At 75.5% G+C, this 16,565-nt stretch carries 17 protein-coding genes; 4 read left to right on the forward strand and 13 right to left on the reverse strand.

The window, feature by feature from the left end:
• Nucleotides 1–161: 161 nt before the first annotated feature.
• Genes ACH443_RS20185 through ACH443_RS20195 form a run of 3 tightly spaced genes read right to left on the reverse strand, consistent with a single transcriptional unit; the run spans nucleotide 162 to nucleotide 3,555 of the window.
• Nucleotides 162–1,817, reverse strand: a complete 1,656-nt coding sequence (locus tag ACH443_RS20185) for an ABC transporter permease (RefSeq protein WP_430591336.1) — start codon at nucleotides 1,815–1,817, stop codon at nucleotides 162–164.
• Nucleotides 1,814–2,806: an ATP-binding cassette domain-containing protein gene (locus ACH443_RS20190; RefSeq protein WP_429765476.1), complete on the reverse strand. Its 993-nt coding sequence runs from the start codon at nucleotides 2,804–2,806 to the stop codon at nucleotides 1,814–1,816. Before ACH443_RS20190 ends, ACH443_RS20185 begins: the two co-directional genes overlap by 4 nt.
• Nucleotides 2,803–3,555 (reverse strand): TetR family transcriptional regulator, encoded by a 753-nt coding sequence (locus ACH443_RS20195; RefSeq protein ID WP_430557855.1) that lies wholly within the window; start codon nucleotides 3,553–3,555, stop codon nucleotides 2,803–2,805. The genes ACH443_RS20190 and ACH443_RS20195 overlap by 4 nt, the downstream gene beginning before the upstream one ends.
• A 74-nt stretch (nucleotides 3,556–3,629) precedes the next feature.
• Between ACH443_RS20195 and ACH443_RS20200 the strand changes: the two genes are divergently transcribed.
• Entirely contained in the window at nucleotides 3,630–4,895 is a 1,266-nt protein-coding gene (locus ACH443_RS20200; RefSeq protein ID WP_429765474.1) for an APC family permease, read from the forward strand.
• 89 nt (nucleotides 4,896–4,984) lie between these two features.
• Here the strand turns inward: ACH443_RS20200 and ACH443_RS20205 are convergent, their stop codons facing one another.
• The 6 genes from ACH443_RS20205 to ACH443_RS20230 are packed head-to-tail and all read right to left on the reverse strand — an operon-like array spanning nucleotide 4,985 to nucleotide 10,232.
• Entirely contained in the window at nucleotides 4,985–5,899 is a 915-nt protein-coding gene (locus ACH443_RS20205) for a prenyltransferase (protein ID WP_430591337.1), read from the reverse strand.
• Nucleotides 5,896–6,216: a lycopene cyclase domain-containing protein gene (locus ACH443_RS20210; protein ID WP_429765471.1), complete on the reverse strand. Its 321-nt coding sequence runs from the start codon at nucleotides 6,214–6,216 to the stop codon at nucleotides 5,896–5,898. The genes ACH443_RS20205 and ACH443_RS20210 overlap by 4 nt, the downstream gene beginning before the upstream one ends.
• On the reverse strand, nucleotides 6,213–6,617 hold the full coding sequence (locus tag ACH443_RS20215; protein WP_429765469.1) for a lycopene cyclase domain-containing protein: 405 nt from the start codon (nucleotides 6,615–6,617) through the stop codon (nucleotides 6,213–6,215). The genes ACH443_RS20210 and ACH443_RS20215 overlap by 4 nt, the downstream gene beginning before the upstream one ends.
• Nucleotides 6,614–8,263 (reverse strand): phytoene desaturase family protein, encoded by a 1,650-nt coding sequence (crtI, locus tag ACH443_RS20220; RefSeq protein ID WP_430591338.1) that lies wholly within the window; start codon nucleotides 8,261–8,263, stop codon nucleotides 6,614–6,616. The genes ACH443_RS20215 and crtI overlap by 4 nt, the downstream gene beginning before the upstream one ends.
• Nucleotides 8,260–9,189, reverse strand: coding sequence for a phytoene/squalene synthase family protein (locus tag ACH443_RS20225; protein ID WP_430591339.1), 930 nt, complete (start codon nucleotides 9,187–9,189; stop codon nucleotides 8,260–8,262). The genes crtI and ACH443_RS20225 overlap by 4 nt, the downstream gene beginning before the upstream one ends.
• Nucleotides 9,186–10,232: a polyprenyl synthetase family protein gene (locus ACH443_RS20230; protein ID WP_430591340.1), complete on the reverse strand. Its 1,047-nt coding sequence runs from the start codon at nucleotides 10,230–10,232 to the stop codon at nucleotides 9,186–9,188. The genes ACH443_RS20225 and ACH443_RS20230 overlap by 4 nt, the downstream gene beginning before the upstream one ends.
• Before the next feature lie 90 nt (nucleotides 10,233–10,322).
• On the opposite strand from ACH443_RS20230, the gene ACH443_RS20235 reads away from it, so the two are divergent.
• Entirely contained in the window at nucleotides 10,323–10,847 is a 525-nt protein-coding gene (locus tag ACH443_RS20235) for a MarR family winged helix-turn-helix transcriptional regulator (protein WP_429765465.1), read from the forward strand.
• 7 nt (nucleotides 10,848–10,854) lie between these two features.
• On the opposite strand, the gene idi is transcribed toward ACH443_RS20235, so the two are convergent.
• Entirely contained in the window at nucleotides 10,855–11,436 is a 582-nt protein-coding gene (gene idi / locus ACH443_RS20240; protein WP_429765464.1) for an isopentenyl-diphosphate Delta-isomerase, read from the reverse strand.
• The gene (locus tag ACH443_RS20245) at nucleotides 11,433–12,248 is read right to left on the reverse strand and encodes a TspO/MBR family protein (protein ID WP_430557860.1); all 816 of its coding nucleotides are present in this window, start codon (nucleotides 12,246–12,248) and stop codon (nucleotides 11,433–11,435) included. The genes idi and ACH443_RS20245 overlap by 4 nt, the downstream gene beginning before the upstream one ends.
• A 139-nt stretch (nucleotides 12,249–12,387) precedes the next feature.
• Here ACH443_RS20245 and ACH443_RS20250 point away from each other — a divergent pair, with 139 nt between their 5' ends.
• On the forward strand, nucleotides 12,388–13,881 hold the full coding sequence (locus tag ACH443_RS20250) for an SDR family oxidoreductase (RefSeq protein WP_430591341.1): 1,494 nt from the start codon (nucleotides 12,388–12,390) through the stop codon (nucleotides 13,879–13,881).
• A 2-nt stretch (nucleotides 13,882–13,883) separates the two neighbouring features.
• On the opposite strand, the gene ACH443_RS20255 is transcribed toward ACH443_RS20250, so the two are convergent.
• Both ACH443_RS20255 and ACH443_RS20260 read right to left on the reverse strand, forming a co-directional pair.
• Complete coding sequence (locus tag ACH443_RS20255; protein ID WP_429765460.1) at nucleotides 13,884–14,225, reverse strand: hypothetical protein; 342 nt, start codon at nucleotides 14,223–14,225, stop codon at nucleotides 13,884–13,886.
• 61 nt (nucleotides 14,226–14,286) lie between these two features.
• Nucleotides 14,287–15,705 (reverse strand): class-II fumarase/aspartase family protein, encoded by a 1,419-nt coding sequence (locus tag ACH443_RS20260; protein ID WP_429765459.1) that lies wholly within the window; start codon nucleotides 15,703–15,705, stop codon nucleotides 14,287–14,289.
• Between the two features lie 110 nt (nucleotides 15,706–15,815).
• Here ACH443_RS20260 and ACH443_RS20265 point away from each other — a divergent pair, with 110 nt between their 5' ends.
• The gene (locus ACH443_RS20265; protein WP_430591342.1) at nucleotides 15,816–16,553 is read left to right on the forward strand and encodes a VOC family protein; all 738 of its coding nucleotides are present in this window, start codon (nucleotides 15,816–15,818) and stop codon (nucleotides 16,551–16,553) included.
• The last annotated feature ends 12 nt before the right edge of the window (nucleotides 16,554–16,565 follow it).

The raw sequence follows: 16,565 nt of genomic DNA on the forward strand, positions 1-16,565 counted from the left end.
CCAGACCCTCGACTGGGCCAAGCCCGCCGAAGCACTCAACCGCCTACTCTTGGCAGCCTGACGACGCGTGTTGCGACGACCGCTTGAACCCGCCGCCCCAGCGCTTGTCAGGGCCAGGACCACGAGAACGTGATCCTGGCCCTGACAGCTCGCGGGGAGCGCTACCTCGTCGCGACGTCCCGCCGGCGGAAGCCGACGAACGCCAGCACGACCAGCACCAGCGCGACGGCGCACAGCCCGCCGACGTGGCCCCGGTCGACGTCGCCGGAGAGCGAGTCCGGCACCCACCAGAACGGCGAGATCTTCTGCGCCCACTCGGGGATGTGGAACAGGCCCGCGAACAGCGCGACGACGATCGCCCACTCGAGCAGCACCCACGAGACCGAGGCCGCCCGCGGAGCCCACGCGTACACCGCCGCGGTGAAGCCGACGAACACGGCGAGCGCCGGCAGGTACAGCAGGCCCGCCCCGAGGATGGCGCCGAAGGACGGGTCCGACAGCCCGGTGAACACCGCGCCGGCCGCGCCCGCGGCGACGCCCACGACGAGGACGACCACGGTGGCGGCCGAGCTGATGCCGAGCGTGGCGCCGAACCACCGGCCCCGCGCGACCGGCGTCGCGAGCACGTACTCGGCACGACCGGCGTCCTCCTCCGCCTTGGCGCGCAGCATCGCGACGATGCCGTACACGGCCGCGCCGAGGGCGGCGTAGAGCACGATGATGCGCAGGAACCCGGCGACGGGGTCGCCGGCGCCGAGGACGGACGCGTAGACGGGGTTGTCCTGGAGGGTCTTGGTCAGCTCGGGCACGTCGGACGCGACGGTCCCCATCGCGAGCCACATGATCCCCAGACCGAGCCCTGTCCACAGCAGCGCCATGCGCTGCTGCACCCAGGCGAGCGCGCCGGGCGAGCGCAGGCTGTCCAGGGCGTCCGCACGCCCGGGGCGGTCGGGCACGAGCCCCGCCCCGAAGTCGCGCCGCGACGCGAGGGACGACGCCGCGAGCAGGAGGAGGACGATCACGACCACGCCGATCGCCGCCGGCCACCACCGCAGGTCGACGAAGGCGCGCATCTGCTGCGCCCATCCGATGGGCGACAGCCAGGACAGCCAGGTGCCGCCCGGCTCCTGCATGTTGCCGATGGTGCCCACGGTGAAGGTCGCGCCGAGGACGGCCATGGACAGGCCGGTGGCCCCCCGCGAGTGCTCGGTGACCTGGGCCGCCACGAGCGCGACGGCGCCGTAGGTCAGCGCGGCGACGGCGATGCCGCCCGTCATGCCGAGCGCGTCGGTGAGGTCGAGGTCGGCGGCGGCGAGCACGGCGGCGGACAGCACCGCGATGACGGCGTTGACGACCAGCACGACGAACAGCGCCGCGACCACCGCGGCGTGCCTCCCCACCGCGGCGGCGCGCACCAGCTCGGACCTGCTGGACTCCTCCTCGGCGCGGGTGTGCCGCACCACCTGCAGGATGCTCATGACGGCGAGCGCGATCACCACCCACAGGGTGAGCTCGTTCGCGAGCGCCGGGCCGACCGTGTAGTCGTCCGTGCCGTACCCGGGTCCGGTCATCGCGACCATCGCCGGCGACGACACCAGCGCGGCCCGGACGGCCTGCCCCTCGGAGTCGTCCAGCATGGTGGTGTACTCCGGCAGCGACCCGAGGTACAGCAGCGGGATCCCGAGGCTCCAGACCAGCAGCCGCACGCGGTCGCGGCGCAGGATGAAGCGCACCAGGCTCCACGTGCCGGTGAGCGTGGTGCCGCCGCGCACGGGTTCGGCCCGGTGCAGCGGAGGGGCGGCGGTGACGGCGCTCATCGCGCGCCCGCCTTGCTGCGGGAGCCCTCGACCTGGACGCCGTCGGCGGCGAGCTCGTCGCCGTAGTGCCGCATGAACAGCTCCTCCAGGGACGGCGGCTGCGCGGTGAACGAGTGCACGCCGAGGGCGGAGACGGCGGGCAGGACGCGCCCCATCTCGGAGTTGTCGACGTCGAACGTCACGCGGGTGCCCTCGCCGTCCGTCGTCGTGGCGAGGTCGTGCACGCCGGCCATCGCGGCGATCGACGAGGGGTCGCCGTCGACGACGGCGGTGACGGCCGAGCGCGTGAGGTGGCGCAGGTCGTCGAGGGTGCCGGACTCCACCGCCCGGCCGTTCCGGATGATCGTCACGGTGTCGCAGACCTTCTCGACCTCGGACAGGATGTGGCTGCTGAGCAGCACCGACGTGCCCGCGGCCTTGGCCTGCCGGACCTGCTCGGTGAACACGGCCTCCATCAGGGGGTCGAGACCGGAGGTGGGCTCGTCGAGCACGAGCAGGTCGACCTGGGACACGAACGCCGCGACGAGCGCGACCTTCTGCCGGTTGCCCTTGGAGTACGTGCGGGCCTTCTTCGTGGGGTCGAGCTCGAACCGCTCGAGCAGCTCGGCCTTGCGCCTCTTGTCGGGCTTGCCGCGCAGGCGGGCGAGGTAGTCGATGGCCTCGCCGCCGGTGAGGTTCGGCCACAGGGACACGTCGCCCGGCACATAGGCCAGACGGCGGTGCAGCGCGACGGCGTCGCGCCAGGGGTCGCCCCCGAGCAGGCGGGCGCTGCCGGAGTCGGAGCGCAGCAGGCCGAGCAGCACGCGGATGGTGGTGGACTTCCCGGCGCCGTTGGGGCCGAGGAAGCCGGCCACCTGCCCGGCCTCGACGGTCAGGTCGAGCCCGTCGAGGGCCAGGACGGAGCCGAAGGCCTTGCGCAGGTCGTGGATCTCGACCGCGGGCGTGGCCGCGGTCCCGGCAGCCGAGGTGGCTGAAGCCGTGGTGGTCATGGTTCCTCTTCGTGGTCGTGGGGGGTTCCGTCGGTGGGGGCCTGCGCCCCGCCCGGCGGGTCCGGCACGTACAGGAGGTAGTCGTCGAGCATGCGACGGGTGGTGAGGAAGCCCTCGGTGAAGAGCTCGAGCATCGGCAGGTACAGCTCGTCCATGAAGCGGCGCATCGCCGCCGTGACGTCCTCGGCGTCCTGCGGCGGGTCGAGCGTGACGGAGAGCAGCATCGCGCCGAGCGCGGAGTAGACGAGGTAGCGCACCCGCGCCGCCTCGTCGCGGCTGGGCCGCACGACCCCGTCGCGCACCGCCTCGGACGTGTACACCTCGGCGTCGGCGATCATGTGCTCGGTGAACTCTCGGCCGACCGCGCCGCCCGCCTGCAGCGAGCGCAGCACGTAGCCCACGAGCGGGGCGTACTGGTCCGCCGCCGAGAGCACCTGCAGCAGGTTGCCGCCGGCGGCGCGCCCGATGGAGTCTCGCTTGACGTCGCGGATCCACGCGAGCACGTACTCGTCGCACGCGGCGTGCAGCTTGTCCTTGGACCCGAAGTGGTGGATGACGAGCGCCGGGCTCACCCCGGCGTCCGCGGCGATGGCTCGCACGGACGCGCCGAACCCGGACCGGGCGAAGCGGCGCATCGCGACGTCGAGGATCCGGCCGCGCGTGCTGCCGTCGGGCGCCGGCACGAGCGGCCCGCGGCCCGCCGTCGGGTCCGTCGTCGGCTCCTCGGGCGCGGCATCGACTGAACGCATGTTCAACAGACTAAACACGTGTTCAATCGGCGCGCAAGATCCCCTGTCGGCGGCCTGCACGGCACGATCGACCCGTGACCGAGCTCGCGCGCCGCCTCACCACCACCGACGCCGTCGTGATCGGCCTGTCGTCGATGATCGGGGCCGGCGTCTTCGCCGCCTTCTCCCCCGCCGCCGCGGCCGTGCTTCCCGCCGGCACGGGCGCGGCGCTGCTGCTCGCCCTCGCCGTCGCGGCGGTCGTCGCGTACGGCAACGCGACGTCGTCCGCGCAGCTCGCGGCGCAGTACCCCGCCTCGGGCGGCACGTACGTGTACGGGCGCGAGCGGCTCGGCCCGTGGTGGGGGTTCCTCGCCGGGTGGGGGTTCGTGATCGGCAAGACGGCGAGCTGCGCGGCGATGGCGCTGACGTTCGCCGCGTACGCCGCCCCGCCCGGGTGGGAGCGGCCCGTGGCAGCGCTCGCCGTCGTCGCGCTGGCGGCCGTCAGCTATCGCGGCGTCACGCGCACCGCGCGGCTGGCCCGGTGGATCGTGGTCGTGGTGCTGCTCTCGCTGGCGGTGACCGTCGCCGTGGCCCTCGCCGGCGGCCCGGCGGACGCCCCCGGCCCGACGGCGACGCTGGTCGCGACGGTCCCCGCCAGCACCGGCACGGTGCTTTACGGCGTCCTCCAGGCCGCGGGGCTGCTCTTCTTCGCGTTCGCCGGGTACGCGCGCGTCGCGACGCTCGGCGAGGAGGTGCGCGACCCGGCCCGCACCATCCCCCGCGCGATCGTCGGAGCCCTGGGCGGCGCCGTCGTGGTCTACGCGACCGTGGCGGTCACGCTGCTCGCGGCGCTCGGGCTCGCGGGGACGGCGGCCGCGCCCGCACCCCTGGCCGCCGCGGTGGACGGGGTGCCGTGGGCGGGGGTCGTCGTGCGCGTCGGCGCGGCCGCCGCGTCGCTCGGCGCGCTGCTCGCCCTCGTCGCCGGCGTGGGCCGGACGACGCTCGCCATGGCGCGCGAGGACGACCTGCCGCGGCCGCTCGCCGCCGTCCATCCCCGGTTCCGGGTACCGCACCGGGCCGAGGTGGCCGTCGCCGTCGTCGTGGTCGCCCTGGTGCTCACGGTGGACCTGCGCGGTGCGATCGGCTTCTCCTCGTTCGGCGTGCTGGCGTACTACGCGGTGGCGAACCTCGCCGCCTGGACGCAGACCGGCGCGCACCGCCGCTACCCGCGGGCGCTGCAGGCCGTGGGGCTGGTCGGATGCGTGGTGCTGGGCGCGACGCTGCCGCCGGCCGCGGTGCTCACGGGCGCCGGGGTGCTCGCCGTCGGGCTGCTCGTGCGGTGGGTGCGCGTGTCACGATGACCGGTGCGCCTCCGGCCGGATCATCGACGCGCCCGGCGACGCCCGCCCGCGGGTGCCCCGGATCCCGGTGCCCGACGGGCAGCTGGAGCTCAGAGCCAGCCCAGGCTGGCGGCGATGAGCAGCTGCGTCACCAGGAAGCCGGTGACGAGGTTGAGCCACAGGAAGCGTCGCCACCCGGCGTGCGCCTCCTCGCAGCGGTCGTCGGGCAGGTTCCGGAACGGCGCGACGCTCACGACGTACGGCACGACGAGCACGGCGGCGAGGGCCGCCGGCCAGCCCGCCAGGAGCAGCACGACTCCGGCGGCGAGGTAGGCCGCCATCGCCCCGCGCACCGTGCGCGCCGCGCCGAGCCACGTGGCCACCGAGCCGATCCCGGCGGCGCGGTCCGCCTCGACGTCCTGCACCGCGCCGAACGCCTGGGACGCCATCCCCCAGAGGAAGAACGCCCCCAGCACGGCGACGACGGTGCCGGTGACCGTGCCGCCCGCCAGCGCCAGGCCGAAGGCGGCGGGGCTGACGAAGTGGGTCGCGGACGTCGCCGAGTCCAGCACCGGCCGCTCCTTGAACCGCAGCCCCGGCGCGGAGTACGCGACCACCGCGAACACACTCACGGCGAGCACCGCGGTGGAGGCGGCATCCCCGACGAGGACCAGGTACGCGAGGAACGGGACGTTGCTGAGGACGGCGGCGCGCACCGTGAGGCGGTGCCACCGCCGCAACAGCACCACGCCCTCGATGCCGCCCTTGCGCGGGTTGCGCAGGTCCGACTCGTAGTCCCAGACGTCGTTGAGCCCGTACATCAGCAGGTTGTACGGCACGAGGAAGTACAGCGTGCCGACCACCAGCTCCGCGACGCCGACGCGGCCGGCCCCGCCCGCCAGCAGGAACGCCGCGGCGAACGGGTACGCGGTGTTGATCCAGCTCACCGGGCGCGACGAGCCCACGACCTGTCGCAGCGCGGCCGCCGGCCCCACCGCCTGTCCCCCGGTCACGGGCGCCGTCATGCGTCGGCCCCCGCGCGCTCGTCGTCCCCCGCCAGCGCCCACAGGGCGGGCAGCAGCAGCGCGGCGACGACCGGCCAGGCGAGGTCCTCCAGCGGCGTGAGCCACACGCGGACGCCCAGGAGCGCGGCATCGTCGTACCGGAACAGGTCGGCGGCGATCATCAGGCTGTCGAAGACGACGGTGAGCACCACGAGCACGACGGCGGCGAGCGCCGTCGCCGCCCACCACCGGGCGCCGAGGCGGCGGACGCGCGCCACGACCAGCGCGACGACGAGCGCGCCGGCGACGACGCCGACCGCGAGCCCGGCGTACGTCATCGCGCCTCCCGGACGGGGTCCGGTACCGCACGGAGCGCGCCGCGGCGGGCGGGCCCGCGTCGGGCGGGGCGCCGTCGGGCGACCGCGCGCCGCAGGAGCCCGTGCAGCACCAGCGTGAAATAGCAGAGGAACAGGATGAAGAACAGCTCCTCGAGCGGCAGGTGCGGCGCGAGCTCGACGCCCGTCATGGCGGCGCCGCCACGGGAGTAGAAGCCCGCCCCGATCGCCACGAGGTCCCACCCGAGGAACACCAGGGTGCCGACGGCGAGCACGGCGGCGCCGCGGCCCGGGTGCGCCGACCAGAGGACGAGGCGCGCGCGCCGGTCCACGAGGGCCATCGAGGCGAGGGCCCCGAGCAGCAGCGCGAGGTAGACGAAGGAGGTCCAGTGCAGGGCGATCACTCCCGGGAGGCGAGGGCCGGACGGGTCTCGGGGAACGGCTCGGCCAGCGGGTGGGCGGTCGTGTCGCCACGCACCCGCTTCACGGCGAGCTCCGCGCTGATGAGGCACATCGGCAGCCCGACGCCGGGGATGGTCGACCCGCCGGCGTGGAGCAGCCCCGCGACGCGCCGCGAGCGGTTGCCTGCACGGAACATCGCGCTCTGGCGCAGCGTGTGCGCCGGTCCGAGCATGCCACCCGACCACGACGAGAGGTCGGCGGCGAAGTCGCCCGGGCCCACGGTGCGCCGCACGACGACGCGCTCGCGCAGGTCGGGCACGCCGGCCCATGCGGCGACCCGGTCGATCGCGGCGTCCGCGATCGCCTCGACGGCGGCGTCGCCCGCGCCGTCCTCGCCGCCGCGCCCGAGGCCGGGGTCGGCGGGGACGGGGACGAGCAGGAACAGGTTCTCGTGCCCGGGAGGCGCCACGGTCGGGTCGGTGCGGGACGGCGCGCACACGTACAGCGACGCAGGGTCGGGCACGCGGCCCTCGGCGATGGCGCCGAAGTTCTCCCCCCAGTCCGCGGTGAAGAACAGGGAGTGGTGGGCGAGCTGCGGCACCCGCCCCCGCACGCCGAGCATCACCAGGACGCCGCCGGGGCCGGGGTCGTGCCGGTCCCACCACGCGGGCGACCGGTCGCGCAGGTCGGGCGGCAGCAGGTCCTGCTCCACGTGGTGCAGGTCGGCCGCGGTGACGACGACGTCGGCGGGCGCGTGGTGCTCCCGCCCGGAGTCGTCCACCCATCGCACGCCGGTGACCGCGGCCCGGGGACGGCGGGACCCGGGGGCGGGGAGCCGGGTCCGTGCCGCCCCCGGGCCGTTCCCGACGACGCTCCGCGTGAACGGGGTGGTCGTGATCGCGGTCGCGCGGGCGCGGGTGCGCAGGGTGACCCCTGCGTCCACCGCGAGCCCGGCGACCGCGTCGACCACACGCGCGAATCCCCCCTGTGGGTATCGCACGCCGCCGTCGAGGTCGAGGGCGCTCATCAGGTGGTACATGCTCGGCGCCCGGTCCGGCGACGAGCCGAGGAAGACCGCGGGGTACCCCAGCACCTGGCGCAGCCGCCGGTCCTGGAAGGCCGCCGCGACCCGGGAGCCGAGCGACCTGCCGAGCAGCGGCCCGAGCCGGTGCAGCCGCGTCGCGACGTCCCGGTGCGCGAACGGCCGCCACGACGCGAACGTCGTGTACAGGAAGTGCCGCAGCGCGAGGTCGTACGTGTCGTGCGCGGAGTCGAGGTAGCGCTCCAGCCGCTCCCCGGCGCCGGGCTCGATCGCCTCGAACGCCGCCGCGTTGGCGGCCCGGTCGGGCGAGACGTCCAGCGCGTCGTCGTGGCCCTCGAAGAACACCCGGTAGGCCGGGTCGAGCCCGACGAGGTCCAGCTCGCGGTCGGCGCTCGACCCCATCAGCCGGAACCAGTGGTCGAAGACCTCGGGCATGAGGTACCAGGACGGGCCGGTGTCGAAGCGGAAGCCCGCACGCTCCCACGAGCCGGCGCGGCCGCCCGGGGCGTCGTGCCGCTCGAGCACCTCGACCTCGTGGCCGTCGCGGGCGAGCAGCCCCGCCGTCGCCAGCCCGGCGATCCCCGCTCCCACGACGACCACCCTCATCGGAGCGCCTCCCTCGCCAGGGCCCCGGCCACCAGCCGCGCCTTGACCGGCCCCGGGACCCGGACCCGCTCCCGCCGGATCGTGGCGGCCGGGGTGGCCGCCAGCCGTCGGGAGAGCTCGGCGAACAGGTCGTGCGCCACGCGCACGGCGAGCCGCGAGCTGCGCGGCAGCTCGTCGATCGCGACGCGCGCGGCCGCCAGGTCCGCGTCGACGTCGGCGAGCAGCCGGTCGCGGTCGGCGTCGTCGAACGCGTCCACGTCCAGCCCCGGGAAGTACGACCGGCCGCGCAGGTCCACGTCCTCGGCCAGGTCGCGCAGGAAGTTGACCTTCTGAAACGCCGCCCCGAGGCGGGCCGCGCCCGGGGCCAGCCGCGCGTACGCGGCGTCGTCGGCGGCGACGAACACCCGCAGGCACATCAGGCCGACCACCTCGGCCGAGCCGTGCACGTACGTGGCGAAGCCGGCCTCGTCGTGGGCGGTGACCGTGAGGTCGGTCCGCATCGACGCGAAGAACGGCGCCACCAGGTCGTCCCCGATGCCGAACAGGCGCGCCGTGCGCGCGAACGCGTGCACCACGAGGTTGCTGCTGCGCCCGCGTCCCCGCGCTCGCGCCACCTCCTGCTCGAGCTCGTCGAGCAGCTCGCCGCGCTCGGCGACGGTGAGCCCCGGCCGCGGGTCGTCGACGATCTCGTCGGCCACCCGGACCAGCGCGTAGACGCCGCGCACGTGGTCGCGCACGTCGTCGCCGAGCAGGCGGCACGCCCAGCCGAACGACGTGGAGTAGGCGCGCACGACCACCGCGGCGCTGCGCACGGCCGTGGCGTCGTACGTCGGGTCGACGCCGGCGACCGCGGCCCCGGCCCCGGCCACGGGCACGGGCACGGGCACGGCGGGGACCGCCCCGCTCGATGTCGTCGCGGCGTTCATGCGGCGCTCGACGCCCGGGTGAGGTGCGCCCCGGCCACGTTCTCGGCGAGCTCCCCCAGGCCCAGGGCGAGGCCGAGCGCCACGGCGTCCCGCTCAAGGTCCGCGGCGAGCGTCTCGACGGCGGCGCGCGCCCCGCAGGCCTCGAGGAGCTCGCGGGCCCTCCGCAGCTCGGCGTCCCCGGCGTCGGGGTCGCCGAGCAGGGTGCTCAGCTCGCCCCACGCCGAGGTCCCGTGCGCGAGGGCCACCAGCGGGGTGCACTTGCCCTCCCGCAGGTCGGAGGCGTTGCTCTTGCCGGTCTCGGCCGGGTCGCCGAACACGCCGTCGAGGTCGTCCCGCAGCTGGAACGCGAGCCCGAGGTCGCGACCCAGCCGCCGGACGCCCTCGTCCAGGTCCTCCCTGCCGGCCAGGATCACCGCGGCCCTCAGGGGGAGCTGGAAGGAGTAGACCGCGGTCTTGCGCTCCGCGGTCCGCAGCGTCTCGTCGAGGTCGGCGCACCCCCCGAGGCTGAGGCGGACGTCCGCGAGCTCGCCGTCCGCGGTGAGGTGCATGGCCTCGTCGACGACGTCGAGGAGCTGCTCGGTGGCCGCCGGGGACGCCCCGCAGAGCGCGACCGCCCGCACGGCCGCCGCCAGGGCGAGGTCCCCGGCCAGGATGCCGGCGGCGGCGCCGTAGTCCTCGGCCTGCCGCGCGCTGGCCCCGGACTCCAGCGCCTGCGCGGCGTGCACCCCGGCCACGTTCGGACGGCCGCGGCGCGTGTCCGCGCCGTCGATCACGTCGTCGTGCACGAGGAACGCGTGGTGGAGGAGCTCGAGGGCGGCGGCGACGCGCACGGCGACGTCCCGCGGTTCTGGCGGCGCCGCGCCCGCGAGCGCGTCGTACGCATCGAGCAGGAGGCGGGGGCGCAGCCGCTTCCCGCCGCGGCTCGTGCCGCGCAGGGCGTGCCAGAGCCGGGTGTCGTCCGGGCGGTCACCGTCGTCGAGCAGCCGCTGGACCGCACCCTCCACGACACGGGCGACCGGGTCGTCGGGCGACGAACCTTGCACGCAACCCACCTCCTCGCTGGATGTCACTAGCTTGGCATATCGCTAGCCTAGAAAGATACTAGCCTCATGACGGGCCACTACGATGGGCGCGTGACCCAGGCACCCACGGGGGGCTCCTACTGGTACCAGGAGTCCGACGCGGAGGCCCGCCGCCTCCTGGAGGCCCTGCGGACCTTCCGCCGCGCTGACGAGGCGATGCGACGACGCGCCGGCCGCGACATGAAGATGAACCTCACCGACCTCCGCGCGCTCCAGCACGTCATCGCCTGCGAGGGGCACGGCGAGCCGACGACTCCGCGCGGGCTCGCCGAGTACCTGGCGATCTCCACCGCCTCGACCACGAAGCTGCTCGACCGCCTCGTCGCCTCCGGCCATCTCGAGCGGCGCCCGCACCCGTCGGACCGCCGGTCCGTGGTCGTCGTCGCCTCCGACGAGGCGCACGCCGAGGTGCGCGAGCGGCTCGCCCCGGTGCACGCACGCATGCTCGAGATCGCGCGGGCCGTGCCGGCGCGCTCCCGCCCGGCCGTGCGGGACTTCCTGCTGGCCATGGCCGCGGAGGCCGAGCGGGAGCCTGACGACGTCGCGGGCACCGTCGTCGGCGACGCGTCCGCCTGACGTCCGGCTACGCGCGCGGCGCGGCCCAGCCCGCGGTCCGCAGCTCCCGCACCTGCTCGACCATCCACGGGCTCACCGCCCAGGGAGCGAGGTCGACGAGCGCCGAGGCGTCGCGCGGCCGCACCCACCGCCAGTCCATGACCTCGTCCGGGTTCGGCACCGGGTCGCGGTCCACCGACGCGAAGAGCACCGGGCAGATCTCGTTCTCGACGACACCGCCCGCGTCCACGGCGCGGTAGCGGAACGACGGGAGCACGGGCTCGCCGTCGGTCGCCACGTCCAGCCCGAGCTCGTGCCGGCCGTGCCGCAGGACGGCCTGCGCCAACGACTCGCCCCGGCGCGGGTGCCCGCAGAACGAGTTGGTCCAGACCCCTGGCCACGTCCGCTTCGACAGCGCCCGCCGCGTGAGCAGGAGCCCGCCGTCCGGGCGGAACAGGTAGCAGGAGAACCCGAGGTGCAGCGGGGTGTCGCGGGTGTGCACGGTGGCGCGCGGCGCGGTCCCCGCCGGGGCCCCCGCGTCGTCGAGCAGGACGACGTGGTCGTCGGCGGCCTCGGGCTCCGCGCCGGGTCCGGCGTCGGCCCCGGTCACGACGCGCCCGCCTCGGCGACGGCGGGGGCGCGGAGGGCCCGCACGCGCAGCACCACCGCCGCGCCGAGCACGACGACGGCGGCGGCCACGGCGCTCGCCGCGGCCGGCGCCGAGGTCGGCTCGCCCCCGGACCTCGCGACGGCGACCCAGACCAGACCCCAGGCGATCGCCGCCGCGACGGCGAGCCGCCCGCGCCCGCGCACGGCGAGGGCGACGCCGATCGCGGCGACCGCCGACAGGATCCCCACGGCCCACCAGTCGGCCGCCACGCCCCCGCCGTCGAACCCCGCGGCCGTCAGGGCCGCCGCCACGTTCGCGACGGTCGCCACGCAGACCCAGCCCAGGTAGAGGCCGAGCGTGCCGTCCACCAGCACCCGCTCCGCGACGCCGCTCGCGGGGGTCCGGACCAGGATCACGAACGTCCGGGCGAGCATCACCAGGAGGGCCACGATGACCACGACGCTCCACCACAGCAGGCCCGCCTGGACGGTGAGGATCCAGGCCGCGTTGAGCAGCATCGTCGCCGCGACCGGCGCCCGCAGGCGGCGCTGCCGCTCGTCGAGCGCGTGCGCGGGGAGCCACTGGAAGACCGTGTACCCCGCGAGGCCGAGGTAGATGACGGTCCAGATCGAGAACGCGGGGGACGCCGGGGCCACGAGCGTCGCGTCGGCCGCGAGCGCGCCGCCCGCAGCCTCTTCGACCCGGGTGCCGCCGAAGACCCCGACGCCGATCATCGAGCCCACGACGCACACCAGCAGGCTCACGGTCACCACGACCTGCTGCAGCCGCGGGGACGGTGTCGTGTCGGTCATCGGTCCTCCTCGATCGTCAGAAGGCGCCGCGGGCGAGGCGCCGCGGGCACCCCTCCACCCTGCCATCCGTCGTCGGATATTGCTAGCCTGGCTAGCGACCTGACCGACGATGTCCCCCGACGACCCAGGAGCGACACCCATGCCGATCGACGCCCCGCTCGTGCTGGTCACCGGCGCCACCGGGTACATCGGCGGGCGGCTCGTGCCCGAGCTGCTCGCCGCCGGGTACCGGGTCCGCGTGCTCGCGCGCCATCCCGAGCGCCTCGCCGCGCGGGCCTGGGCGGACGACGTCGACGTCGTGACGGGCGACGCCCAGGAGCGCGCCGACCTGCGCCGCGCCCTGGAGGGCGTCGACGTCGCGTACTACCTCATCCACGCGCTCGGCTCCGGCTCCGGCTTCGCCGACACCGACCGCCGCACGGCCCGGGGGTTCGCGCAGGCGGCCGCCGAGGCGAGGCTGCGGCGCGTCGTCTACCTGGGCGGCCTCTACCCCGACACGGCGGACCTGTCGCCGCACCTCCGCTCCCGCCGTGAGGTGGAGGAGATCCTGCTCGACGGCGAGGTCCCGACCGTCGTGCTGCGCGCCGCGGTGATCCTCGGCTCGGGCAGCGCGTCGTTCGAGATGATGCGGTACCTCACCGAGCGCCTGCCGGTCATGGTGGCCCCCCGGTGGATCGAGAACCGCATCCAGCCGATCGCCGTCCGCGACGTGCTGCGCTACCTCGTCGGGGCGGCGGAGGTGCCCGGCGACGTCAGCCGCGGCTTCGACATCGGCGGCCCTGACGTGCTGACGTACCGCCGGATGATGCAGCGCTACGCCGCCGTCGCCGGGCTGCGGCCCCGGGTGATCCGCGCCGTGCCGGTGCTCACGCCGCGGCTGGCCAGCCTGTGGGTCGGGCTGGTGACCCCGGTGCCGCCGTCGATCGCCCGCCCCCTGGTGGGCTCGCTCGTGCACGAGGTCGTGGCGCGCGACCACGACATCGCGCGGTACGTCCCCGACCCGCCCGAGGGGCTCGTCGGCTTCGACGACGCGGTCGCCCTGGCGCTGGCCCGGATCCGCGACCTCGACGTGCGGACCAGCTGGAGCTCGGCCTCCACGCGGGGCGCGCCGTCCGACCCCCTGCCCGACGACCCGGACTGGGCCGGCGGCAGCCTGCTCGTGGACGACCGGTCGCGCGAGGTGGACACCACCCCGGAGTCGCTGTGGTCGGTGATCGAGGGCATCGGTGGCGCCCACGGCTGGTACTCGTGGCGCCTCGGCTGGGTGGCCCGCGGCCTGCTCGACCGCCTGTTCGGGGGCCCCGGGCTCCGGCGCGGGCGCCGCCACCCGCTCCGGCTGGAGCCCGGCGACGCGCTCGACTGGTGGCGCGTGGAGAAGGTGGTGCCCGGGCGGCTGCTCCGGCTGCGCGCCGAGATGCGGCTCCCGGGGCTGGCCTGGCTGGAGCTGGCGGTCGAGGACGGGCCGGGACCCCGACCCGTGTTCCGGCAGCGCGCGATCTTCTCCCCGCGCGGCCTGCCGGGGCAGCTCTACTGGTGGGCGATCAGTCCGTTCCACGGGATCGTGTTCGGCGGGATGCAGCGCAACATCGCCCGTGCGGCGCACGAGCACGCGGTGGCCGAGGGCCGCCGATGACGTCAGTGGCGGGCCCGGCGCGCACCGAGCGGACCGCCGAAGACGAGCGAGATGCCGAGCACGTACCCGACGTCGTACCAGTTGCCGGTGTTGTGCACCTCGTACACGGACACCGTGTCCGTGAACAGGGAGACGATGAACGTGATCGGCAGGATCATGCCCTGCCACAGGCCCCACCAGAACCCGTAGGGCCCGACGCCGCTGATCGTCGACGTGTCGACGGCCGGGTTCGGGCCCGCCGCGCACGCGCCCAGTAGCAGGAGCGCCGCGACGGCGAGCCCCGCCGTCGCCGCGCGTCGGGCGGCACGGCCTCGGTGCACGAGCTCCTTCTGCCGAGGTTCCATCCGTCCACGATGGCACCGGCCGGCGGCCGCCGCCCCGTGGGCGGCGTCCGGCGGCCCGGGTTCACCCCTCGCCGGGCCGCTGGCTCCCGACGGAGACCGGGATCCGCGCGGGCAGCGCCTCGAGCCGGTCGGCGGTCCCGGCCGCGCACGCCGCGAGCTCCCGCGCGATCTCGGTGCTCAGGCCCAGGTAGCCCGCCGGGTCGAGGAGGGCGCGCAGCTCGTCGTCGTCGAAGGCCTCGCTGACGACGGGGTCGCCGTGCAGCAGCTCGAGGAACGGGCGGCCGTCGGACGCGGTCGCCTGCGCGACGGCGAACACGACGTCGTGCGCCTTCTGCCGCCCGATCTTCTCGCCGAGGGCGAGCATGAGGGACTCGGAGCCGATCATGCCCTCGGACAGGCGGATGTTCGCGCGCATCCGGCCCGGGTCGAGCTCCAGTCCGTCCATCACCACCTCGAGGCGCGCGAGCATGTCGCCCGCCAGCACCGCGGCCGACGCCGAGACGTCCTCGAGCAGGGCAGTCATGGCGCCGTTCGCCTCCTGGTCGTGCAGCATCGACTCGAGCGCCGGGCCCGCGAGGGCGCGCAGCTCCGCCGACATCGTCTGCATGTCGAGGGCGAGCTGCGGGTTGCGCTTGTGCGGCATGGTCGAGCTGCCGACCGTGCCCTCGGGGACCGGCTCGAACGCCTCGGCGAACTCCGGCTGCATCAGCGTGTAGACGTCCCGCCCGATCTTCCCGATCGTGCCCGCGAGCTGCGCCAGCACCAGCACGAGCTCCACGATGCCGTCGTTGACCGACCGGGACGGCACGCGCATCGGGTGCAGCCCGAGCCGCCGCGCCACGCCCGCCTCGATCGCCCGGCCCGAGCCACCGAACGACGCGAACGTGCCCGCCGCGCCGCCCATGAGCACGCAGAACAACCGCTCGTCGAGCCGCTCCAGCCGGTCGGCGTGCGCCGCGAGCTGGTCGATCCACACCGCCACCTTGAAGCCGAACGTCACGGGCACGGCGTGCTGGCTGTGCGTGCGGCCCGCCATCGGCAGCGCGGCGGACGACTCCGCGAGCCGGCCCGCCGAGCGCAGCACGCGGCCGAGCTGGCGCAGCACCGCGCGGTGGGCGTCGCGCAGCACCAGCACGTCGGCGGTCTGCGTGATGTTCTGCGTCGTCGCGCCCCAGTGCACCCAGCCGCCGTGCTTGGAGCCGACGGCGCGCGCGAACTCCTCGATGAGCGGCACCAGCGGGTGGCTCGCCTCGGCGGTCGCGGCGAGCACCCGCTTCACGTCGAGCTTCTCGATCCGCGCCGTGAGCGCGATGGCGCGGGCCGACTCCGCCGGGATCAGCCCGGCGTCGGCCTCCGCGAGCGCGAGCGCCGCCTCGACGTCGAGCCGCGCCTGCCAGCGGTTCTCCCGCGTGAACAGCCGCGCGATCCCCGGGTCGGGGACCCGGCCCTCGGTGAAGCGTCCGAACGGTGCGACGATCATGCGGCCCCCAGGGCGTCCGACGGCGGTGAGCAGCATGATCGCCCCGCCCGGCGCCGGTGTACAGCCCCGGCGCGCTGCGGGTGTCGGAGGTCCGCGGCACGCTGGGCCCCATGAGCGACGAGACGACGACGCGGGTCGCAGCCCTGGACGCGGTGGTCTTCGACGTCCCCGCACCACCGGTCGCGGCCGACTTCTGGCAGCGGCTCACGGGCGCCGAGGTCGAGCAGCAGGGGTACGGCGAGGACTGGATCACGCTGAACATCCCCGACGGCTGGTCGCTCGCCTTCCAACCCGCGCCCGACCTCGTGCCCCCGCGATGGCCCGGCCAGGAGCACCCGCAGCAGGCGCACCTCGACCTGCGCGTGCCGGACGTCGCGACCGCCGTCGAGCGGGCGGTGGGCCTGGGCGCCACCGTGCTGCGCGAGAACCCGGAGTGGACCACCCTGGCGGACCCGGCCGGCCACCCCTTCGACCTGTGCCACGCACCCGACAACGACGGCCTGACGATCATGGGCCTCACCGTCGACGTGCCGGACGCCTCGGCCGCCGCCGCGTTCTGGTCCGGGGTCCTCGGCGACCCCGTCGTCTACGACGCCGAGGGGATGGCGATGCTCGGCGGGGACAGGGCCCTGCTCTTCCAGCAGGTGGAGGGCTACTCGGCGCCGCGGTGGCCCGACCCGGAGTTCCCGCAGCAGCTGCACCTCGACCTGCAGGTCGGCCCGCAGAGCCTGGACGAGGCCGAGGCGGCGGCGCTCGCCGTCGGGGCGCAGCGCCTGCCCGGCGGCGGCGAGACGTTCCGCGTCTTCGCCGACCCCGCCGGGCACCCGTTCTGCCTCTGCCGGGGCTGATCGCCGGCCCGG

The sequence above is a fragment of the Isoptericola sp. NPDC019571 genome (assembly GCF_044389385.1).
In the GTDB taxonomy this organism is placed as follows: domain Bacteria; phylum Actinomycetota; class Actinomycetes; order Actinomycetales; family Cellulomonadaceae; genus Isoptericola; species Isoptericola nanjingensis.